Below are 25170 nucleotides of genomic sequence, written 5' to 3' on the forward strand. Positions count from 1 at the left end.
AGCTATTCTAGTCTAGCTCACTCCAAACTTAAACGTATTCTCATTCTCACACTAACATCCATCTGCGGCGGTCTTGGTGGAAGTTTTGGAGTCACTTGGAACGATTTAAAAAATCCTCGCTTTCAGCTAGCCTCCTACACCTTTGCGATTTTCCTAGGTTTCATCACCTCGGGACTACTGTTCGGCTATATCTTGCTCAATTGGTTATCAAAGTTCCTGCCTTTTCTAGCGGGAACATAATCCAAATAGCCTAAAAATTTCTGTATTTGGTATAAAAAACAGGTTGATAAAATAGAAAAATTAGGGTATAATAAAGGTTCTTGAATTGGGTCTAAGCATTTGCTTATTACCCCTAAAGCCCTTATCTACTGCAGTAGATAAGGGCTTTTTTACGTTCTCTATACATTGAACACAGGGGCGGCAGAACTATTTCTTTCTGCGGCGTGTCGGGAACCGGCGTGGTTTCTTCGCGCTGCTCTTACGACTTTTGATAGTATCAAACCAGCAAAAAACTTTCAAAGCAAGATAAAGAAAACTGAAAAAGACCTTTCTTTAAGTTGATCCCCATTGACAAAATTGAAAAAATAGGATATAATAAGAGCTCCAGAATTGGTTTTAAGCCATTGCTTATTACCCCAAAGCCCTTATCTACGGCAATAGATAAGGGCTTTTTACGTTCTCTATATATTGAACACATGGGCGGCAGAACTATTTCCTTCTGCGGCGTGTCGGGAACCGGCGCGGTTTCTTCGCGCTGTTCTTACGACCTCTAATAGTCTCAAACCAGCAGTCAATACATTTATAACAAATATATGCTAGGACTGATTTGACAACATAAAGAATGATATCCCAGAATTGACTTACCATTACACTACCCCCTTTCGTTAAAGATGCATTGATTCCTAGTCCATCAGGACTCTAAATCAATACTCGAAAGGGAGCTTGTTTTAGATTGAGCTCACAATCTTTTCGATACATAAGATCACCTCCTTTATTGATGCGTTCATAAGTCTGTCCAAACAAAAAAAGCCACACTCGTAGCTTGCCATTTGAACACCTGTGAAATCAGAATTTTTTCCAACTGGAAATACTGTACTGACCCCAAAAAGTTAGACAATTAATTATTGAAAGGATTTAGTTCTGTATTGCACAGGACTAAGTCCTTTTAGTTTAACCTTAATTCGTTTGTTGTTATAGTAATCAATATAGTCCACAATAGCTTGTTCCAGTTGTTTAAGTGACTGAAACGTCTTCTCATAACCGTAAAACATCTCAGACTTAAGAATGCCAAAGAAGGACTCCATCATGCCGTTGTCTGGGCTGTTACCCTTGCGTGACATGGATGGCTGAATTCCCTTACTCTCTAGAAACCGATGATAAGAATCATGTTGGTATTGCCAGCCTTGATCGCTATGGAGAATCGTATTCTCGTAGTGTTTCTCTGTGAATGCCTGTTCCAACATCGTTTTTACTTGTTCTAAATTAGGCGAACAAGAAAGATTAAAAGCAATAATTTCGCTGTTAAAACCATCTAAAACTGGCGATAGATAGAGTTTTTGACTGCTTGCTGGAATGGCAAACTCTGTCACATCCGTATAGCATTTTTCCATTGGCTTGGATGCTTCAAACTGGCGTTGAATGAGATTCTCTGCTTTCTTGCCAATCGCTCCTTGGTAGGAAGAATACTTCCGTTTCCGACGAATTCGAGCCGCTAAGCCAAGGACTTTCATCAGCCGTTGGACCTTTTTATGATTGACTACGAAGCTACGATTTCTTAGTTCAAGAGTAACTCTCCGATAGCCATAATTTCCTTTATGCTCACTATAAATTGACTGAATTTCAGCTTTAAGTTCTTGATTCTTATCTGGTTGATCTAGCTGTTTTAAGTGATAGTAGTAAGTTGAGCGAGCTAAATGTGCCGTTTCAAGAAGTAAATCTAATCGAAATCCTCCTGAAACCATTTCTCTAACTGTCTCTGCCTTTCTCTCTCTAAGGCTTCGTCCCTGTCTTCTAGCTCTTTTAACTTTTTTAGGTAGGCCACCTCGGTACGTAGACGCTCATTCTCCTCTTGAAGTCGCTCTAATTCTGTCATTTCTTCCCAAGTTTTCTTCCGTTTACGTCCCATCCTAGCTGGCCTTCCTCTTGTTTTCTCAACAATAGTATACCCGTTTTTCTTGTATTGTGCCAGCCAATTTGGAAGTAATCCACTACTTGGGAGAGCATAATCCAGAGATACGCTTAGTTGCGAACGACCTTCAATCAAAACCTTATTGATAATTTCTTGTTTTAATTCAGGAGAGTAATAACGGTTTTTCCCTTTTTTGACATTTTCTATTCCGTAGCGATCAATCAATCGGACTAAGTACTTAAGATTTGAAAGGTTCATTCCATATTTATCTGAAAGTCGCTTTAAGCTGATTCCTTGTTTTCTTAGTTCATAGATTCGAACTTTATCCTCATAAGTTAATTTCATTTAAAAACACCCCAAAAGTTAGATTTTTTCTGTCTAACTTTTGGGGTGCGGTTCAATACCTTCTGATTCGACATTCATTTGTTCAGCAAAAAAGACCTCTCAAACAAGTTCAAAGCACACCAAAAACCGATTCTACTAACAAAACATCCTATGTAGTCAGTTTTGAGAAAATCTTTCTTAGTGTTCTTCAAGCCATAGCCCGAAAAGTCATAATATTACCGATAGTCATAAATGTCTAAGCTGTTACATAAAATCTTTCAAAATACCAATCCCTTAGCTTCGTAGATTGTTTTTCTGTATTTTGGCACTATCTCTTAAGCAGTCTAAGTCTCAGTAAAGATTAGAAAGTCAGTTCTTAAAGATAGAATGAAGCCGACAGGCCTCATACCCAACTGAAAAGTAATAAATAATTTATACATGTTCATTATACTACATCTCAAATGATTGTCAAGACAGTAAAAACGGAAAGGTAAGTTTCTTTCCGTTTCCATTTTTATTCTATTTCCAGTCCCTTAGCATTTGTTTTAGTAGTATCTAAGTCAAACTGCTTTTTACTACGAGTAACAAATAAAGGTTTCGCAGCATCCTCTGTTTCAAAACCATTATAGGTGCTATCAAAAATCTTAGTAGTGCTTGTTACATGCTTCAAGACAGCAGTATAATGTGGAAATTCTCCAACTCTTGATGCATGTTGCCCGACACCCAAGAGATTGATATCGATATTCTCACTTTCGACACCAGTCCCACTTTCATCTGTCACTAGCTTAACCGTGTACTTAACAGCAGGAAGCTCGCCATTCCCGTCTGCGTATTTTTTATACGCTTCAGATGTTGCCTTAGACACCTCATTTTGATTGATACTCGCATAAAACGAATCTGCCTGCTCAGAGAGACCTTTTAAAGCTGCCCCTTCCTGACTTTCATAGTAATCAATAATTTCCTTATCGGACATCTGCGCTAAATCTCCGAAAGATTTCCCTTCTATATTAGCATCAAATAAATTATAACCTTTGACTTCTCCCTTGTTGAAGATATAGATATAAGAAGGATAAGAGGTTTTTGATACTTCCTTAGTTACATACCAAATTTCATTCTTTGCATTTTTTAGATGCTCATAAATTCCCTCTTTCGTTTTTTGCACTTCGGAACTGGAACCATTAGTATCGCCTCCCTTATTGGAGCTGCAGGCTGATAAAAACAGAAGGAAAACTACGGAAGCTGCTAAAAGCAAGAGAATAGGTTTTTTCTTCATCATACGACACCTTTACTTTCTTTATTTACTATATTATAACGCAATTTCAGAAAAAAACAATCTATGATAAAAAGTTCTCCTAAACTTCAGAACCAGTCCATCTCAGGTATAAAAAACAGGTTGATAAAATAGAAAAATTAAGGTATAATAAATGTTCCAAAACTGGTTCTAAGCATTTGCTTATTGCCCCCAAGGCCCTTATCTACGGCAATAGATAAGGGCCTTTTTACATTCTCTAGATATTGAACACAGGGGCGGCAGAACTATTTCTTTCTGCGGCGTGTCGGGAACCGGCGTGGTTTCTTCGCGCTGCTCTTACGACTTTTGATAGTATCAAACCAGCAAAAAACTTTCAAAGTAAGATAAAGAACACTGAAAAAGACCTTTCTTTAAGTTGATCCCCATTGACAAAATTGAAAAAATAGGGTATACTGAAGTCCCGAATAGGTTCTAGGCATTTGCTTATTACCCCAAAGCCCTTATCTACTGCAATAGATAAGGGCTTTTTTACGTTCTCTATATATTGAACACAGGGGCGCAGAATTATTTCTTTCTGCGGCGTGTCGGGAACCGGCGTGGTTTTTTCGCGCTGTTCTTACGACTTCTGATAGTATCAAACCAGCAGTCAATACATTTATAAAAAATATATGACAGAACTGACTTGACAACATGAAGAATGATTTCCCGAATAGGATCCATCATTTATATCCCCCCTTTCGTTAAAGATGCATTGATTCCTAGTCCATCAGGACTCTAAATCAATACTCGAAAGGGAGCTTGTTTTAGATTGAGCTCACAATCTTTTCGATACATAAGATCACCTCCTTTATTGATGCGTTCATAAGTCTGTCCAAACAAAAAAAGCCACACTCGTAGCTTGCCATTTGAACACCTGTGAAATCAGAATTTTTTCCAACTGGAAATACCTTCTGATTCGACATTCATTTGTTCAGCAAAAAAGACCCTTCAAACAAGTTCAAAGCACACCAAAAAGCGATTCTAATAACAAAACATCCTATGTAGTCAGTTTTGAAAAAATCTTTCTTAGTGTTCTTCAAGCCATAGCCCGAAAAGTCATAATATTACCGATAGTCATAAATGTCTAAGCTGTCACACAAAATCTTTCAAAATACCAATCCCATAGCTTCGTAGATTGTTTTTCTGTATTTTGGCACTATCTCTTAAGCAGTCTAAGTCTCAGTAAAGAGTAGAAAGTCAGTTCTTAAAGATAGAATGAAGCCGACAGGCCTCATACCCAACTGAAAAGCAATAAATAATTTATACAAGTTCATTATACTATATCTCAAATGATTGTCAAGACTGAAAAAACGGAAAGGTAAGTTTCTTTCCGTTTTTACATTATTTTTTCCCAGAATCATTCTTATTGATACCGCCGTTGTTTGAAGAACTGGACGGTTTATTATTGGTATTATTAGAAATCTGCGAGCCAGATGCTCCACCAATTCCCTGCTTAGCTTGATTCGGCTTATTCGCATTTGTCGCAGCATTTCCGACACCTGATGCTTCACTTTTAGTTCCTGCCTTCGAGTTGGCTCCAGAAGCTAAAGTATTAGAAACCGCTGTTCTTCCAGCATTATAGTTTTCTCTAGCAGCACTGCCAACATTTTTAACAGAATTCTTAACTCCTTCTGCCGTGCCTTTAACAGAGTTCTTGGCGCTATCATAAGCACTATCAATACCTGCTTTAGCATGAGAACCTAGATTGGCTGCTGCCTTACCAACCCCGCCAGCCTGCTTAATGCCTTCCATAGCACCCTTAGTGCCGCCAACAGTTCGAGCAGCTCCAGCTCCAATTCCTTTGACTGCTGCACCAGCACCTCGAGCCGCACCTTTAGCGCCGCCAACCGCTTTCCGAGCTGCCGTTCCAACGCCACGAGCAGACTTCTTAGCCACACCAGGGGCTGCTTTAGCCATTTTCATGCCAGAGCGGGAAGCTGCTGCACCCGCAGCCATACCAGCGCCGGCCATACCGGCCAGTTTGCTTCCTCCGCCTTGAGACGGAGAAACACCTAACCAACGCTCAACAGCACTATTACCACTAGTTAAAGCAAAATACACTCCTGCATAAATAATTATAGAAGCCATGATATTTTCCCAATAACCAAGCCCTGTACTAAAACCATCTTCAGATAGGCCAGAAATCCCTTTAACCAATATGGTAGGAAAGTCTCTTAAAATACTCATAGCAACTCGAAGTAGGATAACCTCAAAGAAAATACCTGTAATAGTGCCAAAAATGGTCTGAAGCAATTCCTTGAACTTATCTGAGTTTTCAACAGAAGTATAGCCAACGATTGGAGCAATCATACCAGCCACAATAACTTGAAAAACCGATTGAACAAATTTAATTGACATACTGATGAGCAAGGCTATTAAAATAATCTGTTGAACAATAAGTCCAATCCAGTTAACATTATAGCGAAGATAAACTGCAGAGAAAACATTCTCTAAATCGCTCCAAAAACCTGGCTTAACTTCCGCAATCCGAACATTATCTGGCTCATTGGATATTAGAACCGAACTCAGGAGGTGACCAACTCCTTTCAGTTCTGAGTTATTGTCAAATTCTTTCAAAACTTCTTGGTCCGTTCCTCCATACCAAGCAGCAAAATCAGTCTGTAATAAATTATCATCACTTAAATTATTTAATTTAGTCTCTGATGGATTCAAGAAACCTTTACTGTCCATCCCTAGCACATTGATATCAAATTTATTCTGGATGACCACGTATAAATCAACTACATTTTTTTCATAAGGCTTTAGGGATAAGGAGGTAAAACCAGATTTCCCATCGTCTGACATTGTTCTTACTGTTTGCGCATCACGAGCCAAGAATCCAGAAAACTGCTTAATAGCCTGGGGCAGTAATCCTACAACTGCTGTAACCAAAAGAAAGTGGCTAATAATATCTTTATATCTTGCTAGACCTGTAACAAAATTCGCTGTTACAAACATAATCAAAAGTAAGACAAAAACAACAATCCCAAGTTTTTGCAGGCCATCAAAAATCTGTCCGATAAAGGTATCATTCTTTTCAAGATAATCAAAGAAACCAAATAACTTAAATAAATTATTATATATCGTTTCTAAGGATAGACTAATAGAATACAGTGCTTTGGTAATCCAACCTGGAAGGTAGAGAAAATAAGCAAAAACCTGAGGAATAGATGATAAATAATTAGACCATTGTACATAAAAATTAGCTCCAGCTTGAGTCTCCGGGGCATTATAAGTCCATTTATCCCCTACACCACCAGCTCTTATAGGAGGAGCCTTACTAAATAGGTCTTGAAGGTTTTCGTAACGCGTACCCACTCATATCACTTCCCTTCTTCGGAAGAGGCTTGGCTGGATTCAGACGGCTGGGATTTATCTGAGCTGCCTTCTGTTTCAGGTTTTTTATCGCCTTCTTCCGACTGCTTCTCTGAATTTTCTTCATCAGCTTTTTTCTCACTGATGTAGATACTGGTGACAGGTTCAGAAGTAATCAAGAAACCATATTCAGCCTTGCTATCTTCTTTAATACCAAATGAAAGGCGTTTGATTTTATTGACTCCTTCAGCTGTCGAAAAAGTAATCACATAAGTCAAGGTAAAAGAACCATCTTTTTCCAATTTGACACTTTCCAGCAGATTACTGATAACCTGAGCCTGCTCTGGCTGAGTATATTTAGCATCTCCAGAAGAGAGGAAAGGATTGAGCGCTTCCTTATTTCCAGAATAGTAATTTGGAATAAAGAAACGTCCAAACACATCCGCTGCATGCTCTTTTGCTTGAAGTTTTTGGATGTTTTGCTGCTCTTGATAAAGATAAGCGGTCTGAGCCTCTAGCTCTGCTCGCTTGTTATTACCCATGATACCAATAACAACACCTACAAGGCCAATCAACAAACCTGCTATCCCAAGCCCCAGAGCAATCTTGCTCAAGAGCGGATTTTGTTCTCCCATTTCAGATACTCCTTTATTTCTAATCTTTTTAGAACTAGCTCTTTGCAGGGCTCCCTGCACATCTGACTCAATAGGGAAGTAAGGAAGATCCGCCTGAGATAAGCCCAGACTTTCCGCATATGTTCTTAAAATCCCATTTTCTTTATCCGTAAAATAAAGAGCCAAGTCATCATAAGTGTATTCTTTGAAACGGGGATCGCGCAAGGAAGCTTCCATCAGCTTGGTCATCAGATTATCATAAGTATGATCAATCAGAAAAGGGCTGATACTGGGTTCGTCTTCAATAGAGGGCTTGCCGCTTTCGTTATTCGCCAGAGAGACCTTAGCAAAAGTAAAATCCCCAAATTGATCCCGCAAGGCACGAAAAAGAACCTCCGCCTGAAGAAAAGTCAGATAAGGCAGACTGTCCTCCATGGTCCCAGTGTCTAGAAAATGCTCTTCGTCCAGATCTTCAATTAAATCCTTAATCGCTGCATTGTGCTTGGGAGAGTCCTTGCCTTCCCATTCAATATAAACAAATGAGGAGTCTTTGATAACTCCTCCTTTTCCTAAACCAAATCCTGCCATAGATTAACCACCAAACATTTGCTGAATAAATGGAACGGCTTGACTGGCAAGGACAATGACAACAACACCGATGATTACATAGACAATGTGGCCTTTAGCCCATTCACGCATCTTTTGTGATAACATCAGACCAATACCAGCTACAACCAACATAGCAACGGCAATAGTGAAACCAAGGGCAGTAAAATTTTGCGTCGCCTTATCTGCTCCCTGATTGACTGAATCAAACGGGTTTTTCCCGCCTGCAAAAACTGGACTAGAAGTCAGAAATGCAGCGAGGACAGTCATCACTGCTAGCCATTTTTGTTTAACTTTAAGATTTTTCAAGGTAGTATCTCCTTTTCTTATTTATCATGCTTTATTATAGCCTAGTTGCATATCGGTTTCGCTGTATCATAAAGAGAAATGAAGATTTTCCCAAAAGATTTATCTGATTCTCTTTTCGAAAATACAAGCTCATGCAAAGCAAAATAGATTTTTAGCTTCAATTCAATCCGAAGCAACGCACCTCTTATTAATCGGCCAATCAAAAGATCAAAGTCTGCTTGGGATAACTGATTACTCCACTTTCGTAGCTTCAAAATCCAGTGTCCGCTTGTCAATATGGTGAAAAATACCATCTGGTGCCTCTCCAATGACCTTGATTAGAACATTGTACTTAGCTCCTCGACGTTGCAACAGAAAAAGCTTCTCGGCGATGGGGCCGGTCACCCGATCCTGAATCAGACGCTCCAAAGGACGAGCACCATTTTCTACACTGGTCCCCTTGGAACGCAGAAAATCATAAAATTCCGCCTTGTCTTCATATTGAAGATAGACCTTTTGCTCAGCCAGCCGTTTTTCTTCTTTCTTCCAAGCCAAATCTACGATAGCCTCAATGATATCAGCTGTCAACATATTAAAGACTACCTTGTTCCCAAAACGGTTGATGAACTCAGGCCGGAAGGTCAGGCTTAGTTCTTCTACAATCCGATTCATAAAACCTTCATAAGCTAGGTCAGTCATCTCTCCGAAGTTACCCTCGTTAGCGTAAGTCTTTTTGATTTCATCAGCACCTGAGTTGGTCGTCGCAATCACGATAGTATTTTTAAAGTTAATCTTGCGCCCTGTCCCTGTCGTCAAGTGACCTTCATCCAACACCTGCAGGAGAATATCGTAGATGTCTGGGTGGGCTTTCTCCAACTCATCCAGAAGAACTACAGAGTAAGGATTGTTTTTTACCGGCTCCGTTAGGAGGCCTTTAGATCCAACAATATTTTTACCAATCAGCTTATCCTTGTCCCCTTTGGAGGAATACTCAGAACAGTCAATCCGTATCATAGCATCAACATTGTCAAAAAGAATCTTGGCTAGAGCTTTGGCCAACTCTGTTTTCCCAACCCCAGTTGTTCCTAGAAAGAGAAAGCTTCCCAGAGGTTTATTAGGCCGTTGAAAACCTTCCTTTGAGATATAGATGGTATTAGCCACCTGTGAAACTGCAAAATCCTGACCTTTTACATACTTCTTCAGCTCATCAGTGAAGTTCATCAGCCTCTCTGAGTCATCCTTCAGAATGGTTGTAACTGGAATCTTCTTCATTTTCTGGATGACGCGGGCAATATCTTCAATATCAACTACCTTGCGCTTCTCAAAATAAGCCTGAGCGGTCGCATCATCCAGCAAGTCAATAGCCTTATCGGGCAGAAAACGCTCAGGAATGTAACGAACAGCCAGCCGAACAGCCTGCTCTACTGCATCGTCCGTGATGGTGATATTCCTTTCTTTTTCAAAACGCCGACGAATGTTTCCAAGGATAAAAATAGCTTGGTCTTCAGTAGGCTCCTCGACTGGTACCATCTGGACCCGCCGCTCCAAGGCCTTATCGGTTTCGATGGAACTTTGGTATTCTTCGTAGGTCGTCGCAGAAATCATCTGAATTTCCCCACGCGCCAAAGGCGGCTTGATAACATTTCCGGCATCCAACATACTGCCGTCACCACCGGCTCCAACAATGGTATGGACCTCATCAATAAAGAGGATATTTTCACCCTTGGTTACCTTTAGCTCCTCAATAATCCGCTTGAGCCGCGAAACCATGTCTTCTCCATCTGACTTGCTGGAGATATTAGACAACTCCAAGGAACGAACTGTTACATGCTTAAACTCATCTGGGACATTGCCTTTTAGAATTTCTACCACCAAGCCGTCCACAATCGCTGTTTTACCGGTCCCGGCTTCTCCGACTAAGATAGGGGAGTTTTTAGTCTGCCGCAGAAGAGATACAATGACTTGCTCTACCTCTTTATCCCGGCCAAAAACTGTAAAATTGTCAATCTTCTTGCGAATCTTTTCCGTAACATTCTCTGTGTATTTATCCAGGTAAGGTGTCAGGCTCTCCTCTTCCTCAATTGACACTGGGTCTTGGAATTTCAAGGTATCGGGCATGATTTCTTCTTGGTATTCTTCTTTTTGCTGCAGTTTTTCAGTCTGTAACATTATCTTCTACCTATCCCTCTCTTTTCTGTTTTAGCGACTTCCTTACTCCTCATACGGTCAATGGATTGGTATCTTTTACGTCGACGCGTTAAGAAAATCCTAATCGCATGAAGATTGTTTTTTCCGCCGTTAAAAGGGAACATCAGATAAAGAGCAATGATAAAAGTCAGCACAACGAAACTGATGTATTCAACCGCTTGTTGCTTTGGAAAGACTTTCCCACTGCCTGTGAACTGCATAGCAAGAATTGGAGCCCCAAATACAAAGAGCAAACTGAAAAGGCGGATGCCGTAAAGTTTGACAGACGCAAAAAGATCTCGTGGAAAACCATAGGGACGGTTTTCATAATTGTTTTCTTCTGACATAAGATTCTCCTTTAACTTTTTCGTTACAGCTGAGCTAGCATAAACAGAGACTAGGCTAGCCAGAAGTAGCTAGTCCTAGTTCCCTTTTTCTTAAAAATCCATCTCAACTGAAGTAATTGGTGCATTAAACTGATAAGTCCCGTCATGGACTTCTTGCATGGAGCGATCCAGCGCATCAACAGCATTCTGCAGGGTAGAAATATTATCCTTAGCCTGATTAATCTTCATCTGCTTCCCGTTGATTTCTTTTTCAACATTTTCAATCTTCTCTTGATTTTCGGTCAAATTACTGCCAACCAGATACTGGCCTGACCGCTCTAAATCTTCCAGTGTCGTCCTATTTTCCTCAATGGAAGCTTCCAACTTTTCAATGGCTTTCTGGAGTTTCTCAATTTGCTTCATCTGGAATTTCTTTTCCTCTTCAAAAGCATTGAGGGCAAACTTTTCCCGAGACAAATCCTGCAGATAGGCATGTTTAAGTTTATCACTCTGAGCAGCCACCATGAACTGCACTTCATTGCTCAGCTCTGCCGTATCCGTTTTTTTCTTTTTCTTATTAGATGAATAGCGTGTTTCGCTGGAAGTGATATCGTTATACTCTTCAATATCAACATCTACATCTTTGTTAGCCATTGTCTTATTGGTAATATTAAGGGCGATGGCTTCAAAATCCTCTGGAACATTTCTGACAATGACATCTATTTTATGGTTTGCTAGAGGAATAACCTCCATCTTAGTATCTTCACCCTGCTTTTTAGCATAGAGCATCCACTCTAAGTTCTTGGCATTGATACCTTTAGCAATGGAAGAAGTGTAATCCGATGTCTCAAATTCCAGGAGCAGGATGCCATTTTTTTCTGAATAGACCTGCTTAGTCAGCATAATACGCCCAGAATCATTTTCAAAGTCTCGGCTCGTAGCTAGCTGCGCCTCTGTATACTCAATCCGCTGAGGAGACAAATAAGCATTGATTAGCAAAAAGAGCCACATTGATATCAGAACTAAAAAAGTTAAAAATTTCCTTAGGATAGCCCTACGTTTCAAGGTCTGAACGACTACATTTCCAACGATATATTTCTCAACAAATACATCCAAAGCATCGTTATTATTCTTTTTATTGTCCATGTCTGTATTATAGCCCAAAAAAACAAGATAAATGTTTATGATAAAAAGAAAAAGACAGCCGCAAAAGCTGACCGTCTCTATTCTTCAAGCAAGTTACTTTTTGTTTCATCTTACAAAATAAAAAGCTAGAAGAGCTGAGAATAAGGCTTCCCCAGCTCCCCCAAATAAAAAGATTTAAAGTAAATAAGGTGTCGTAAAACCTTATTTAGGAGATACCAACAAACAGCAGTCATCAACACTGCTCCCAATCAGAAAAAAGTTAAAAAAAGGAATTGTTGCTTGCCGGTATCATCAGTATATCATAACTCTACCTTCTTCTAGTTTATGATAAAAAGTAGGCAACCTAGTCTGCTCTTAGCAAAACACTCGTTTCTGAAAGGCCTGAACTTCCTGCAGAAAAGAAAACATACTTCTACTTGTTGTCTATATTAAGAATTTGGACCACATAATCCAGCTCAGCTTGATTAAGAGTGATTCGCTCGTCGTCTTCCTTAGTCGCCAGACTATAGAGCTTGTAACCCTTATCTCCCCAGACCATGGCCGTCGCAGCCTGATCCACACCATAACGCTGTGCTGCCTTTCCCCCTGCCTCTGAGGATATATCAATAAAAAGAATCTTATCCTGGTCTTGAACTTGCGCTAAAAGTTCAGGAACAGCGCGCTGACACTTTCTGCAGGCAAGCTTATAAAACAGAATAACCCGCTTATCTTTACTCTCTATCTTCTCAAGCAACTCGGAATAGCTTCCAGCTTCCATACTAAAAATCTGCTTGGCTTGCTGGCTATCTTTATGGATGAAGATGGTCTTATCAAAACTAAACTGATTGGAAAAGAAGCTACTTACCACACCACCTAAAAGCAAGAGTAAAAAGACAAAGCACAGACAAGCAAGAGAAAGTTTCATATCACTGGCCTGTCTATATTTCTTTCCAAAAAGAAGAGGCAGCCTTGCAGAAGTCCTAGAAACGAGGTAATGGTAGGCAAAAATCAGATAGAAAAAAGGAAAGGAAAAGGAGAGGACGGACGACCAAATCAGTCTGTGACCGATATTGATACGATATTGCCATAAAAACCAGGCAAAGCAAAGGGTAAGAATAAAGCCACCTAGAACAGCAATATCTTCTTTCTTAGTTAAGCTTAACTGGGGTTCAGTTGTCATAAGAGGCTCCTTCTATTATGAATATTTAATCGTCCATCATCGGATTATACTTTTTGGAAATATGTGGTTTTGCAGCCTCAGAGGATGCCTTGATACTTGGAGCATCGTCCTTGCTCTGAGCATCTAATATAGAGTTAGTAACTGGTTCTGAACTAGACGGCTGAGCCGAAGCAGGCTCAACTGGTCGGTCAGACAAACCGCTTTCTTGACTGCTTTTCTGAACTGCTGGCCGAGACTTCCCTTTATGGTCAATGCTCTTGGACGCAGCCGATTGCTTTCCTCCTTCAGACGAGCGCTTAGCCTTGTTTTTTCTAGGTTTTTCTAGAGACTCGTGTTCCTCATCCAACCCCAGAATAATACGCTGCTCTTCTGGTGTAAAGCGGTCAAAAGGAATGACACCTTCCGAATGGCGCTCAACATAATAGCGCTCGACCTGCTCTTTCCAAATTTCGTAAGCACGGCGATCTTCTTCATTTTCCTCTATATTAAATGGTGCCTTGTAGTTAGGATCCTTGAAAATCGGAAGCTCAAAGGATGGCGTCGGCGTAACCTTGACTAGCTCACTCTCTTCATCATCAATGACATGAACCCCAGCAAACTGGAATTTTTCCAAGCGGAAGAGCTCAGAGCTATTAGTCACATCTTCCTCAGCAATTTCCTCTCGGTAAGATGAAGCATTGTTGTCATTGCCTGCCAACATATCTACGCTGCCTTTATTGGTCATCCGACTGACCTTCTTTTCCGTTCCGGCCCGCTCTACGATAGTTTCTGTTGACTTATTGGAACTACCTTGGAAAACAAAAATATTCCGATAAGAGTTGAGCAGAGCAGCCGTATCTGAAGCTCCCAGGCTAGCCTCAATCTGCTCATAATTCTGGTAAAGACCCAGCACTGCCGTATTATACTTGCGGCATTGATTGAGGAAGCGCTCGGTATTGGGTGTTGTCACCCAGCCGTACTCATCTTCGATAATGGAAAAGAATGGATCCAACGTGCTAGAATTCCGTCTAAGAACCCCTTTCTGCACAATCATATCCGTAATCTGACCAATCATACGGGAGCTGTCATCGTCTACAGGACCACGGGCTGTATTGACCAATAAAAAGCCCCCCGTTTTCAGAAGAATATCAATATCCTTGGTGGACTGAGAGAAGAAAATCCGTCGCACCAAGTCAGAAGAAGCCAGTTTACGAATGGTATTTTTCATACCTTCAATATTAGCATCATGGGTGATGTACTCAACACCCGTCCGCGGATCTTCTTTATAAGCATCTGCAAAGTAATGGTAGGTCGTATTGATGATTTTATTTTTAGACTCAGCATCTCGTTTTTGATTAAACGCCTTGCGCAACTTAGGCGACATATGGGAATCAAAGCGAGATGGGAGACCACCTTGTTTGACAAACTCTTCCTTTTCAAGATTGTAGAGCTCCTGATAAGGTCTTTCATAGAGTCGTTGGAACTCTCGCTCACTGGCATCTCGATACACTTTAAAGAGCTTCAAGCGCTTGATGACCAGAGAAGGAATTTCCAGCAAATCATAAAACTCACTGAGGGTTGGGGACCCGCCATTGAGATTCACATCCAGATAGCTATTTTCAATCCGAGATGTAGATTTCAGCATGAAGACCAGATTGCGGACATAGGCCTGCTCTGCGTTTTTAAAGAAAGTATTTCCACCGCTGCTACCACCTTCATCCGCGAAATTACGTATCAAATCCGAAGTCAGACCTGCAGCTGTATTTGTCTCTGCATCAAAGATATTAATACCATCAGTGTCTTCCTTAGTCGGATCAACCAGCCAGATCATCTCTTCCGGAAATCCGGTTCGCTTGATAATATCCACCGCATCATGAATCAAATCACCTGAAGGCTCATTGACATAGAAACCATTGATTAACTGCTTGCCCAAACCTTTCTCATACCATTTTTCATAGAAATCTCGCTTAGTCTCTAACAAAGTTTGTTCGTCGGAAATACCCAAAGCTGCAATCTGCTGATCCTGCTCCTGGATAAATTTGGCATATTCTCTCAGATAAACAGTCACATTGCGGGCATCCTGAACAATAGTCGGCTTAGCAATGGCAACAGACTTACCAGAACCTATCGGACCAAACCCTGCTGTGTGCAAGCGTCTGACATCTGTTTTGAGAATGACATCATCCCCAATGTCCGAATTGCGCCCCAAACGGATATAGGCATCGCCGTCTCTGTCCAAATCGTTAAATAAATGAGTCACTTTCTTATGCTTAAAGAAGCGTTTTTTCAACCACCGCTTCATCATATCATCATAGACAACAATCTCACTGCTGTAGGAATTATAGAGCAGATAGACAAAGAGAAAGACTGGTGCAATCAAAAGCAAAGTATTCCAAAATTGATTACCAATCAGTGGCGATAGAGTCTTATAGTCAAAATAGGTATTCCCTTCTTTGAGAAAGTCACTGGCAGCCACATACATCTGATTGAGCATGGCAATGATATAATTATTCAAAGTCAAAACAATAATATCTATGCTGGATATCAGAGCTGATAGAAAGGATAGAAAAATATAACGTCGCATAGTCTGGCTGCGATCATTTTCTTTGAAATCTTTCCTTTCTTTAAACAGCAGGTAGCGTTGGCGGCTCGTCAGATTCGTGTGCCACAGCCCCAGATAAAGAGACAGGAAGACGGACAAAAAGAGAACAATAAACAGAAATAGAAACAAGCCAAAACTAACTTGCTTTCTCATAACAGCCAGCAGCATGACTCCTGTAAGACTAGCAGTACCAAAAAGAAAAAGTGCCCAAATCACCTTTCTCAGCAAAAAGATCACATAATCAATACTTCGATGTCCTTTTAGTTTATAAGGTAATTTTGAAAGTAAAAATAGCATGAAAACCTCACTTCACCAACCCAATCATAATCTCTAATAAGCCAACAATACCGGCCGTCATCGCAAAAGCGACGTAAAAATACAGACGCTGACGCTGTCGGCTCTCTTCCCGCTCAATAATCAAATATTGATAACGATAGATATAGTGCTGAATAATGGAAAAAGTCGGTACCAGAGCTAGAATCAAAACCTGCAGAATACGCAGCAAATAAACCAAACTCTTTTCCTCCATTCCAGGCAAACTACCTTTTGAAAATAGCAGAGCTAGAACTGCGATAGAGCCAAAGCGAAAAATATAAAACAATGACACCGAAATCAGGAAGGCCAAGCCAGACTTCCGTTTTCGTTCGACATTGTTGGTCTGATCGCCAACTACCCAACCAATTCCAGATATGATAATGGCTAGTCCGATAATAATTTCAGCAACAATAATCACATAGTACATGATATGATTTAAAAAAGTTGAGTCCAACCTGCTGCTCCTTTTCTAAAAGAGGCTTAGAAAATCATGTTTCAGCCTCACCTTTTTATAGCAAAAACTTCCTGACATCCCAGTCACTTACTCAATAGCAGATGATTGCTTGTAGATACAAGCCGAGATGAAAAAGCGAAAGGAACGAAATATTTATCATTTCATCTCGTTCCGCCATTCTACCTGTCAAAGAAATCCTCCAAGCCAGCATGCTCGCTGAAAGTTGAGTTATAAACAACAGTAGCTCGAATTTTCAGATAAGATTTGCCCGCTTTGTCTGTGACCGTCTCATAACTGCCTTGACGCAGAACCACTGATATTTTCTGCTTTCTCTGAAAAAGTTGAGGTGTCAAACGTTCATTGGCTACCAACCGAACTGGGTAACCATAAGCTCCGTCCATTTCAAAATAATGCCCCTTGATTTCGTTGAAGTCTGTGATATATCCCGAAGCAACTGTTCCCGGGCCAGCATCAATAAAATCTCTGACAACCGCTTCCGGATCTTTTTCCAAAGAAAGCCGCTCGCCAACTAAGTTTGGGGAGTTCCCCTCAATCCCTAGGCGTTGTCGTTTGTCGTCCGCCTGTTCATAACGGCCGCGCAAAAATTTGAAATCCACCAACTCTCCGATAGCTGCATAATCTTCTGTCTTCAAAACGCGTGAATGATAGCGATAGCTAAAAAGTTTGTTGGGAATAAAAACCCGCTCCAGATTGGCGGTCAGCACAAAAACACCATTGTCAGAAATATAGTTAATCATGCCTTTTTGAACATCATGGATAGGTGAGTGTTCTCCACCTTCTTCCAGCTCCTGTAACACTTGACTGTTGAGCAAGTATTCTGCGATATTAATATCACCCAGAGCTACATATTCATTTTCAAGTGGTTGGTCTTCTTGTTTTTTTAGGGCATCATAACGTTTAGCAAAAACAACTTGCTTCAAATCAATAATCTTCACTGGAAAAACCTGACCAACCATCCGTCTCAAATCGGTAGGTTGGTAGAAGCCAGCGATATGCTGAGGAACGTAAATCGTCAGCCCCTGATATTCTTTCTTGGTCGGTCGACAGATGACAATGTCTTCAAAAAAGACTTGTCCTTGACTTTCTGACACATGCTTCGCAGAGTCTATGATTCCTACTGCGCGACAAGAAATGATAGATGAAAGAGCCGCCGTTTCCTTGGCCTTGTTGCCAATGTCATGGCGATTGAAATTCCGTCCAACTGCATTAGCATAGCCTTCCAGACTACGAGGAATCCTATCAGCTGTCTCAAGCCAGTCTTTATCGGTCTCTAAGAGACTAGCCACATATTTCGAATCAATCGTAAGGCCATTTTTAACAACCTTTTTGACATCAGGGTGAGTCCGTTCAATTTCCTTAATTCTTTTCATAACAGCCTTTCTATACCAAAGAATGAGAGTTTATACTAGTATCTATTATATAGAAAAATCCAGCTATTAATGTTTATGATAAAAAGAGACATCTTGCTGCAGCAAAAAAGCTGAGACATCTTGCCTCAACCTTTAGAGAAAATAATTATACATCTATTTGAATCTAACAGCAAGTGACAACATTACCACAAAAGCCGCCAGATCTGATAGCCTAGAAAAAGTGTCAGACTCGGCACTAGCAATGCCCAATAGGGAAAGTGCTTTTTCCGAATGCCAAGCAGCACATAAAAAGTAAAAACAAGATCCAAAATCAACAAACGAACATAATCATTGCCCAACAAATGATACCAAGAGCTTCCCATGTAGCTTCTCCTATTTCTTACAGTATTCTTACTTTCAGGTCTAATTCAGTAGCTTTGTCCTATAGTTGAAAGCAATTCCTGCTAAAATTATAGCATATTCTCAACTCTATGCCCATCTATGATCAATACGAATCAAGCAGTAAAAAACGCAGATAAGCCTGTCTGCGTTCTTTGTTTATCAACTGATTAATAGACTGTCTTCTCTGTCTCTGGATCAAAGAAGTGCGCTTTATTGAGGTCAAAGCCTAGGTCAATACCCGCACCAGTTTCTAGGTAGTCCCGTGAATCCACACGCGCTACAAACTCACTAGAACCCACTTGGCAGTAGAGATGGGACTCTGCTCCCAGCAATTCTGAAACAGAAATTTTGGCATGCACAACTGAATTCGGGAAAGTTTCCAAGAAAGCAGCTTCCGCATTGATATCTTCCGGACGAATACCAAAGATCAGTTCCTTGCCCTCGTAACCTTTCTCCCGCAGAACCTTGAGAGCTCCTTCTGGTACAGTCAAGCGCAGACCTTCTGCGACAATCTCATTCCCTTCAAGTTTAACTGGGATGAAGTTCATAGCTGGGCTACCGATGAAGCCAGCAACGAACTTATTAACTGGGTTGTTATAGACTTCCTGCGGCGTACCAATCTGCTCCACTCGTCCAATCGTTCCAGTTCCAGCGGGATTCTTGGTCGCTGACATGATAACGATACGATCCGCCAAGGTCATAGCTTCAGTCTGGTCATGGGTAACATAGATAGTTGTTGCCCCGATACGGCGGTGAATCTTGGCAATCTCTGCCCGCATGGACACACGCAACTTAGCATCCAAGTTAGACAGAGGCTCATCCATAAGGAAAACCTTTGCATCCCGAACGATTGCACGTCCCATTGCTACCCGCTGACGCTGACCACCAGACAAGTCGGCTGGCTTACGCTGCAAGAATTCCTTCAAGCCTAGGATTTCTGCTGCTTCATTAACCCGTTTGTCAATATCTTCCTTGCTGTACTTGCGCAGCTTAAGACCAAAGGCCATGTTGTCGTAGACAGTCATATGCGGATAAAGGGCATAGTTCTGGAAGACCATAGCGATATCACGGTCTTTGGGCGCCACATCATTGACCACTGTACCGTCAATAGAGGCAGTTCCTTCTGTGATGTCCTCAAGACCAGCAATCATACGCAGCGTAGTTGATTTTCCGCAACCGGACGGACCGACAAAGACGATAAATTCCTTGTCCTTGATGTCTAGATTGAAGTCTTCCACTGAGTAGTGGTCGCTGTTGGGATATTTTTTATAGATATTTTTCAGATTTAATTCGACCATAATAAGCCCCTTCTTTTGAATAAAAATATTTTCTTTTAAGCTCTCGTTTGAAAAGCGCTTTCACATTGTCCATTATATCGTTTTTTTTTGACTTTTTCAAGCACTTTTAGTAAAACGTTTGCATAATTTTTGAAAATTTTCTCCATCAGAAAAGAGACCAAGTGGCCTCTTTAAAACTTATTCTTCTTTTTTTCTACTACGGAATGACAATCCAGCTACGCCTAAAGCGCTGATAACTCCTGCAACTGTGAGAAGAGCATTAGAAGCTTGACCCGTATGCGGCAAGACTGACGCACCACTCTTACCTTCCTTGTTTTTAAGCTGAGCTGGCTGGGTGACCTTAGCTAATGAAGACTGCTCTTGTACTGATTTGGCCTCATCAACTGCTGGCAAAATACCGCTAGTTACTTGGTAAGCAGGTAAAGCATCAGCTACTGCCGCGTCAGTAGCATTGACACCGCCAGTAAATTCCGGAAGAGCCGCCATTTGAGGAGCGCTGTCTGGATGTGCACTCCTGACTGATGGCTGAACGCCAGCATCATAGGTGTTATTTTCTGTCATAGTTGGCTCTGAATCATTGACGCCTCCTGTAAATTCAGGCCGTGTTACTGTTGCCGCCTCTGAATCACTAACATTGCCACTGAATTCTGCTTGTGCAGACGCCTGCGGAGCTGTATCAGGATGAGTTCCAACTTCATGGCTAGATAAATCATACTCTGACTCTGTCGCTGTTGTCGGTTCAGAATCACTGACCCCTCCACTAAATTCAGGCCGTGTTGCTGTTGGTGCTTCTGAATCATTAACATTTCCACTGAATTCTGGTTGTACTGAAGACTGCGGAGCTGTATCGGGATGAGTTCCAACTTCATGGCTAGACAAATCATATTCCGACGCCGTTGCCGTTGCTGGTTCAGAGTCGCTAACTCCTCCACTAAATTCTTGCCCAGCTTCCTGTGGTGAATCACTTGGAATAGAAGAAGCTGTCTCAGCTTTAGCAGCATTCTTGACAATCGCTTCTAGATTTTCAAGAGCTTTTGTCTGCTCAGCAGCAATCTGTTCCTGCAGCTTCTCTGCTTTTTCAGCACTGTCTACACTATCATCTAGCTGCGCAATCGCATCTGTCACCGTCTTTAATACTGCTCGAATCTTTTCTTTAGCTTGCTTTTTATCGAGTTCTGAAAGTGTTTGATGATGTTCAATTGCTTCAATCTGTTTGTCGACTTCTTCTTCAAGCTCATCTAAAACCAAGTCTTTGCCAACTGGATGAATCGTGTCCAAGCTAGCAATGCCAGCTTCCTCAATTCTCTCTAGTTCCTCTTCGGTATCAGCCTTTTCAAGCGCCGTTTTCGCATCTGCTAGAGTTGCTTCCGCTTCAGCTTTAGCCGTAGCCCGTTCTGCATCTGACAGATTCGGGTTGCTCCGTAAGTCTGCTAGCTTATCAGACAGAGCAAGATCTAGTTTCAGCCCAGTCGTAACTTTCAGCAAACCTTGCTTCTCTGCCGCTACCTGTTCTTGAATTTTTTCGGCATCATCAGGACTTTCAACCCAGGCATTATAAGCTGCAATTGCTTTTTGAGCTATGGCTGCTGCATCTTCAATTTTCTTTTTAGCTGCAGTTTTTTCCTCAGCAGAAAGACTTTGACTCTTCTCAACAGCCTCGATAGTAGCTGTTTTTTCTTCCTGAATTTCTTTTAAGAACTGCTCTTTGCCAATGGGGTGAATCTTAGCTAAGTGGGCTATGGCTGTTTCTTTTGCCCGGTCATAGACTTCCTGAGAATCTGCTCCTTCAATAGCCTTCTTGGCCGCTTCCACCACCTGCTCTATCTCGCCTCTAACTGCTTTCTTTTCTGCTTCTGAAAGATTAGGATTTGCTTCCAAGTCAGCTAATTTGGCAGCCAGAGTGAAATCTACGGTTGAACTTGCTATAAATTTGAAAAACTTATCTTCCTCGGTTACTGCCTGCTCTTGAATCACTTCCGCCTGCTCTGCTGTTGCTGCATTAACATCTAATTTCTGAATTGCATCCTCTGCTTCTGCAGCCTTCTTCCTTACAGACTCTTGGAAGCTTTTCTTTTGCTCCTCAGGCAGTAAATCGCTACTATCTACAAGTTTATCAAACTCTGCTTTTCCATTTTGGATTTCATCTAGAAGCAAATCTTTGCCGACTGGATTGATAGAGTTGATGTCTGCCAATCCATCTTCCTTAGCTTGATAAATCCTTTCTTTATCCTCAGCTGCAGCAATTTCATTCTGAGCCTTTGCAGCTGTTTGATTGACTTCCTCCTTAGCTGCTGCAAGCTCCTCAGCTGACAAATTTGGATTATTCCCAAGATCTGTCACTTTCTCAGCCAGAAACGTACCTACTTCCGTATTAGCAGCCTCCCTGACCGTTGTCAAATCCTGATTTACTGGTGATGCAGCAGCCGGAGTCTCTACTGCATTTGCAACAGGCTGCTCCTCATCTGCCGCCACCATACTGTGACCCAAAAACAGAGCACAAATAAGGACTGAACCAACACCTAAAACTGACTTCCGAATAGAATATCGCAAAACTTTTTCTGTTCTTTTCATTTTATTCTCCCCTGAACATATTTTATTATCCCAATCAGTAACCCTTAATAAAAAGTCCAGTCAAACCTCCCATAAATCTTTCAGATTAGGTAATCTTTAAACTACACTTTCTATTTGACTTCTGATAAGATTTTTTATTATTTTATCATATTAACTTGTTAAAATAAAAGAATTATCGGCTTGATTTATGTACATTTTTGTGAAATCGTCCAGTTTTTTAAACAGACATGATGTCCAGAAATTAAACTAAAAATTTTTCCATTTAACAATGTGTAAACTTTTTTAGTAAAAATTCTGGGCTATTTTCTAGCTTATTTCAGACAGAAAAAGTAAAATGGTATAGGAGGGATAAAATTATGGCTCTTAATACACGAGATAGGATTTTAGATGCATTTTTTGAATTAGCAGATAAACAGCCAGACAGGTCGCGTTTTACCTTTACAGAAATCGCTAAAGAAGCCGGCTTGTCCAGACAGGCTATTTACAAACGACACTTTAATAACACTACTGAAATTATCGAATACATTCGCCAAGATATGGTGAAGCAAGCCTTTGCTCCCAACTGGAATAGCAACAATGCTGAAGCGGACTTAGATCCTTTCACTTTTTTGGCTCAAACGATTCTTCCCGCTATTTATGAGCAACGCCAACGCATTAAAATATTATATACTAGTTCTGTCGATCCCTTGTGGAGCGATTTTATTACTGCCAGTTACAAGGACTGGATCGAGCAGAATTTAAATCTTGACCACCAAAAATTAGGTATTCCTGAAGACCTGGCCAATCAACTGCTGGCCGGCTGGATTAGTTCTCTTATCGAGAATTGGATCACTCAGGATGACCCCGTTCCTTGCAAGCAGTTTTCTAAGACATTTCTCAACCTTGTATCTTCACCCCTAACCAGCTTTGCTGCTTATGATAGTCCAGCTGGTCCTTCAAATAAAATTGTTATCGCATAACCAACTAGAAGAAAAACAGAGAAATGACAGAACCGGTCCTTGTAAGGGAAGACTGGTTTTTTAATATTTTTATATTAAATTTTAAAAATAATTGGACATTTCCTCTATAAAGTGTTATCATTTTAGTTGACAATCGGTAAACTTTTTTGTTGGGATTTGCGCTATTTTTAGACAAACCAGCAAGAACTTAATAAAAAAGAAGGAAGGTACTTATGCCCCAAGATACTCGAGACAAAGTCGTTAATGCCTTAATTGAGCTGGCAGAGCAAAATCCTGAAAAGTCTTATTTTACTTTTTCAGAGATTGCAAAACAAGCTGGTCTATCGCGCCAGGCTATCTATAAAAAGCATTTTAGTAATGTTGAAGACATTATCCAATACATCCGCCAGACAATTATGACTCCGTTTTTGCCCCTGTATGAAAGCTACGAAGAAGGAAATGGAGAAAATCCGTTCTGTTTCTTTGCCCAACATATGATTCCTACCCTTTATGAACATAGGAAATGGATGAAGGTGCTCTATACTACAGCTATCGATCCTTTCTGGAGTGACTATCTATCTACCTTCTTCACTCAGTGGGTCGTGCAAAATTTAGAAATTGACTCTAAAAAATTGGGAATTCCAAAAGAAATGGCTACGGAAATTGTTGTTAGATGGATTAACTCCCTCATTGAAATTTGGATTATCAAAGAAGATCCTATGCCAGCAGAGGATTTCGCCAAGCTCTTCCTGAATGTGATTTCAACCCCTATGGATCAGTTTATAACACCTCACAGTGAATCCTAATTCAACTCAAAATTATGAAGCCCGCCTAATTTAGGCAGGCTTTTTTTGTCTGTGAAATTTCTTACTCTCCCAAAGAAAAGAGAGCAGTTAGTCTCCTGCTCTCATCAATATATAAGCTATAAAATTAAACACCAAGCTTCATTTAATCTACGCGATAATAGAAGCTGCCTTGTTCGTCAAAGCTATTCAGGCCAACACCTGTCCAGATTCTATCTTGGCCAGCATCGGAGTTGTCTGTAAAGTTTTCCTTGTCTGCGACCTTAACTCCCTTAGGAAGAAACTCAATCAGAAAACCTCCGCTTTCTCCGCCGTAGACACCTCCAGCAGCAGTGCCATAGTCTGTCAGAGAAGCTCCATACAATTCATAACCACTTGAAACCAAGCCCTTGTCATCAAAAACAAGCTGGTTGCCAGAAGCATCCTGCCAGGTTCCTTTAACGCTGGCATAATTACCATTTGCAAGTGCTGAAATGTCCATCGTTTCCTTCTTTTCCTTGGTTTTTTCTGTGCTCGCACTCTCTGAGCTAGTGCTGCTAGCCGCTGAAGATTCTGCCTCAGTTGATTGACTGGATACCTGCTCCACAGAACTTGTTACCGAGCCAGTACTGCTAGTAGGTGTCTCTGATTGATTCGTAGCACTGCCGTTTGAGCAAGCTGTCATAGCTAATAAAGCAGCTCCTGCTAGTAAAAAAGGTAAAGCTTTTTTCTTCATTTTTCTCCTCTTTCTCACGGTAAGATAAATCATGTGATTAGTAACATTATAGATTATTTTATCGCTTTTTACAAGAAGAATTCTAGCAGCTGGGCGGGCGCAAAGCTACTGACTTTATTCATTCAGCTTCTGCCACATCCAGAACCCTGTAGATTGTTTTTGCCAGAGCTGCTTCATAATCAGATGCACCGTAAGGCTTATCAGTCGTGACGTGGGCTGTCTGCTGTTCTAAGTCCACAACCACATCTGACACTCCCTCCATAGACAGGAAGTGCTGGGTGACGTGTTTGACACAATTTTGACAAGATAAATTTTCTAACTGAACTGTTTGTTTCATAG

General features: G+C 40.9%; 19 protein-coding genes. 2 read left to right on the forward strand and 17 right to left on the reverse strand.

Going from position 1 to position 25170, the window contains the following annotated elements; all coding sequences use genetic code 11:
* Positions 1-1121 precede the first annotated feature (1121 nt).
* From FOC72_RS09320 to FOC72_RS09390, 15 genes are all read right to left on the reverse strand, one after another.
* Positions 1122-2473 (reverse strand): IS3 family transposase gene (locus FOC72_RS09320; RefSeq protein WP_097677709.1). Its coding sequence is split into 2 segments (ribosomal slippage): positions 1122-2032 and positions 2032-2473, totalling 1353 coding nucleotides; the frame shifts between segments, so codons are not numbered across the junction.
* A gap of 493 nt (positions 2474-2966) precedes the next feature.
* On the reverse strand, positions 2967-3728 hold the full coding sequence (locus tag FOC72_RS09325) for a hypothetical protein (protein WP_002896816.1): 762 nt from the start codon (positions 3726-3728) through the stop codon (positions 2967-2969).
* A 1356-nt stretch (positions 3729-5084) separates the two neighbouring features.
* Positions 5085-7061 carry a pLS20_p028 family conjugation system transmembrane protein gene (locus FOC72_RS09330; RefSeq protein ID WP_002896818.1) on the reverse strand — a complete coding sequence of 659 codons (1977 nt, stop codon included), beginning with the start codon at positions 7059-7061 and terminating at the stop codon, positions 5085-5087.
* A gap of 5 nt (positions 7062-7066) precedes the next feature.
* On the reverse strand, positions 7067-8260 hold the full coding sequence (locus tag FOC72_RS09335) for a hypothetical protein (RefSeq protein WP_002896819.1): 1194 nt from the start codon (positions 8258-8260) through the stop codon (positions 7067-7069).
* 3 nt (positions 8261-8263) lie between these two features.
* Entirely contained in the window at positions 8264-8587 is a 324-nt protein-coding gene (locus tag FOC72_RS09340) for a TrbC/VirB2 family protein (protein ID WP_002896820.1), read from the reverse strand.
* 231 nt (positions 8588-8818) lie between these two features.
* Complete coding sequence (locus FOC72_RS09345; protein ID WP_002896821.1) at positions 8819-10735, reverse strand: AAA family ATPase; 1917 nt, start codon at positions 10733-10735, stop codon at positions 8819-8821.
* On the reverse strand, positions 10735-11100 hold the full coding sequence (locus FOC72_RS09350; RefSeq protein WP_002896822.1) for a DUF5592 family protein: 366 nt from the start codon (positions 11098-11100) through the stop codon (positions 10735-10737). Before FOC72_RS09350 ends, FOC72_RS09345 begins: the two co-directional genes overlap by 1 nt.
* Before the next feature lie 90 nt (positions 11101-11190).
* Entirely contained in the window at positions 11191-12225 is a 1035-nt protein-coding gene (locus FOC72_RS09355; RefSeq protein WP_002896823.1) for an AAA family ATPase, read from the reverse strand.
* Positions 12226-12637: 412 nt separating this feature from the next.
* Positions 12638-13384 (reverse strand): hypothetical protein, encoded by a 747-nt coding sequence (locus FOC72_RS09360; protein ID WP_002896824.1) that lies wholly within the window; start codon positions 13382-13384, stop codon positions 12638-12640.
* 25 nt (positions 13385-13409) lie between these two features.
* Complete coding sequence (locus FOC72_RS09365; protein ID WP_002896825.1) at positions 13410-16262, reverse strand: TraM recognition domain-containing protein; 2853 nt, start codon at positions 16260-16262, stop codon at positions 13410-13412.
* Positions 16263-16269: 7 nt separating this feature from the next.
* Positions 16270-16734: a hypothetical protein gene (locus FOC72_RS09370; RefSeq protein ID WP_223311203.1), complete on the reverse strand. Its 465-nt coding sequence runs from the start codon at positions 16732-16734 to the stop codon at positions 16270-16272.
* 179 nt (positions 16735-16913) lie between these two features.
* Positions 16914-18125, reverse strand: coding sequence for a hypothetical protein (locus FOC72_RS09375; RefSeq protein ID WP_002896827.1), 1212 nt, complete (start codon positions 18123-18125; stop codon positions 16914-16916).
* Between the two features lie 182 nt (positions 18126-18307).
* On the reverse strand, positions 18308-18487 hold the full coding sequence (locus tag FOC72_RS09380) for a hypothetical protein (RefSeq protein ID WP_002896828.1): 180 nt from the start codon (positions 18485-18487) through the stop codon (positions 18308-18310).
* A 186-nt stretch (positions 18488-18673) separates the two neighbouring features.
* Positions 18674-19804, reverse strand: coding sequence for an ABC transporter ATP-binding protein (locus FOC72_RS09385; RefSeq protein WP_002896829.1), 1131 nt, complete (start codon positions 19802-19804; stop codon positions 18674-18676).
* Between the two features lie 177 nt (positions 19805-19981).
* Complete coding sequence (locus FOC72_RS09390; protein ID WP_002896830.1) at positions 19982-22375, reverse strand: SIALI-17 repeat-containing surface protein; 2394 nt, start codon at positions 22373-22375, stop codon at positions 19982-19984.
* A 356-nt stretch (positions 22376-22731) separates the two neighbouring features.
* Here FOC72_RS09390 and FOC72_RS09395 point away from each other — a divergent pair, with 356 nt between their 5' ends.
* Both FOC72_RS09395 and FOC72_RS09400 read left to right on the forward strand, forming a co-directional pair.
* Positions 22732-23334, forward strand: a complete 603-nt coding sequence (locus tag FOC72_RS09395) for a TetR/AcrR family transcriptional regulator (protein ID WP_002896831.1) — start codon at positions 22732-22734, stop codon at positions 23332-23334.
* Positions 23335-23546: 212 nt separating this feature from the next.
* Positions 23547-24119 carry a TetR/AcrR family transcriptional regulator gene (locus tag FOC72_RS09400; protein WP_002896832.1) on the forward strand — a complete coding sequence of 191 codons (573 nt, stop codon included), beginning with the start codon at positions 23547-23549 and terminating at the stop codon, positions 24117-24119.
* A 142-nt stretch (positions 24120-24261) separates the two neighbouring features.
* Here the strand turns inward: FOC72_RS09400 and FOC72_RS09405 are convergent, their stop codons facing one another.
* Together FOC72_RS09405 and FOC72_RS09410 are read right to left on the reverse strand one after the other, a co-directional pair.
* A complete protein-coding gene (locus FOC72_RS09405; RefSeq protein ID WP_002896833.1) occupies positions 24262-24864 on the reverse strand; it encodes a DUF6287 domain-containing protein in 603 nt (200 codons plus the stop codon).
* A gap of 85 nt (positions 24865-24949) precedes the next feature.
* Positions 24950-25168: a heavy-metal-associated domain-containing protein gene (locus FOC72_RS09410; RefSeq protein WP_002896834.1), complete on the reverse strand. Its 219-nt coding sequence runs from the start codon at positions 25166-25168 to the stop codon at positions 24950-24952.
* Positions 25169-25170 lie beyond the last annotated feature (2 nt).

This window comes from Streptococcus sanguinis, assembly GCF_013343115.1.
Classification (GTDB): Bacteria; Bacillota; Bacilli; order Lactobacillales; family Streptococcaceae; genus Streptococcus; species Streptococcus sanguinis_H.

Excerpts from the sequence above, each read along its gene's own strand:
- FOC72_RS09365 (WP_002896825.1), bottom strand. The coding sequence starts at position 16,262 with ATGCTATTTTTACTTTCAAAATTACCTTATAAACTAAAAGGACATCGA.
- FOC72_RS09385 (WP_002896829.1), bottom strand. The coding sequence starts at position 19,804 with ATGGTCGAATTAAATCTGAAAAATATCTATAAAAAATATCCCAACAGC.
- FOC72_RS09350 (WP_002896822.1), bottom strand. The coding sequence starts at position 11,100 with ATGTCAGAAGAAAACAATTATGAAAACCGTCCCTATGGTTTTCCACGA.
- FOC72_RS09390 (WP_002896830.1), bottom strand. The coding sequence starts at position 22,375 with ATGAAAAGAACAGAAAAAGTTTTGCGATATTCTATTCGGAAGTCAGTT.
- FOC72_RS09400 (WP_002896832.1), top strand. The coding sequence starts at position 23,547 with ATGCCCCAAGATACTCGAGACAAAGTCGTTAATGCCTTAATTGAGCTG.
- FOC72_RS09360 (WP_002896824.1), bottom strand. The coding sequence starts at position 13,384 with ATGACAACTGAACCCCAGTTAAGCTTAACTAAGAAAGAAGATATTGCT.
- FOC72_RS09345 (WP_002896821.1), bottom strand. The coding sequence starts at position 10,735 with ATGTTACAGACTGAAAAACTGCAGCAAAAAGAAGAATACCAAGAAGAA.
- FOC72_RS09410 (WP_002896834.1), bottom strand. The coding sequence starts at position 25,168 with ATGAAACAAACAGTTCAGTTAGAAAATTTATCTTGTCAAAATTGTGTC.
- FOC72_RS09335 (WP_002896819.1), bottom strand. The coding sequence starts at position 8,260 with ATGGCAGGATTTGGTTTAGGAAAAGGAGGAGTTATCAAAGACTCCTCA.
- FOC72_RS09375 (WP_002896827.1), bottom strand. The coding sequence starts at position 18,125 with ATGAAAAGAATTAAGGAAATTGAACGGACTCACCCTGATGTCAAAAAG.
- FOC72_RS09380 (WP_002896828.1), bottom strand. The coding sequence starts at position 18,487 with ATGGGAAGCTCTTGGTATCATTTGTTGGGCAATGATTATGTTCGTTTG.
- FOC72_RS09395 (WP_002896831.1), top strand. The coding sequence starts at position 22,732 with ATGGCTCTTAATACACGAGATAGGATTTTAGATGCATTTTTTGAATTA.
- FOC72_RS09355 (WP_002896823.1), bottom strand. The coding sequence starts at position 12,225 with ATGGACAATAAAAAGAATAATAACGATGCTTTGGATGTATTTGTTGAG.
- FOC72_RS09325 (WP_002896816.1), bottom strand. The coding sequence starts at position 3,728 with ATGATGAAGAAAAAACCTATTCTCTTGCTTTTAGCAGCTTCCGTAGTT.
- FOC72_RS09405 (WP_002896833.1), bottom strand. The coding sequence starts at position 24,864 with ATGATTTATCTTACCGTGAGAAAGAGGAGAAAAATGAAGAAAAAAGCT.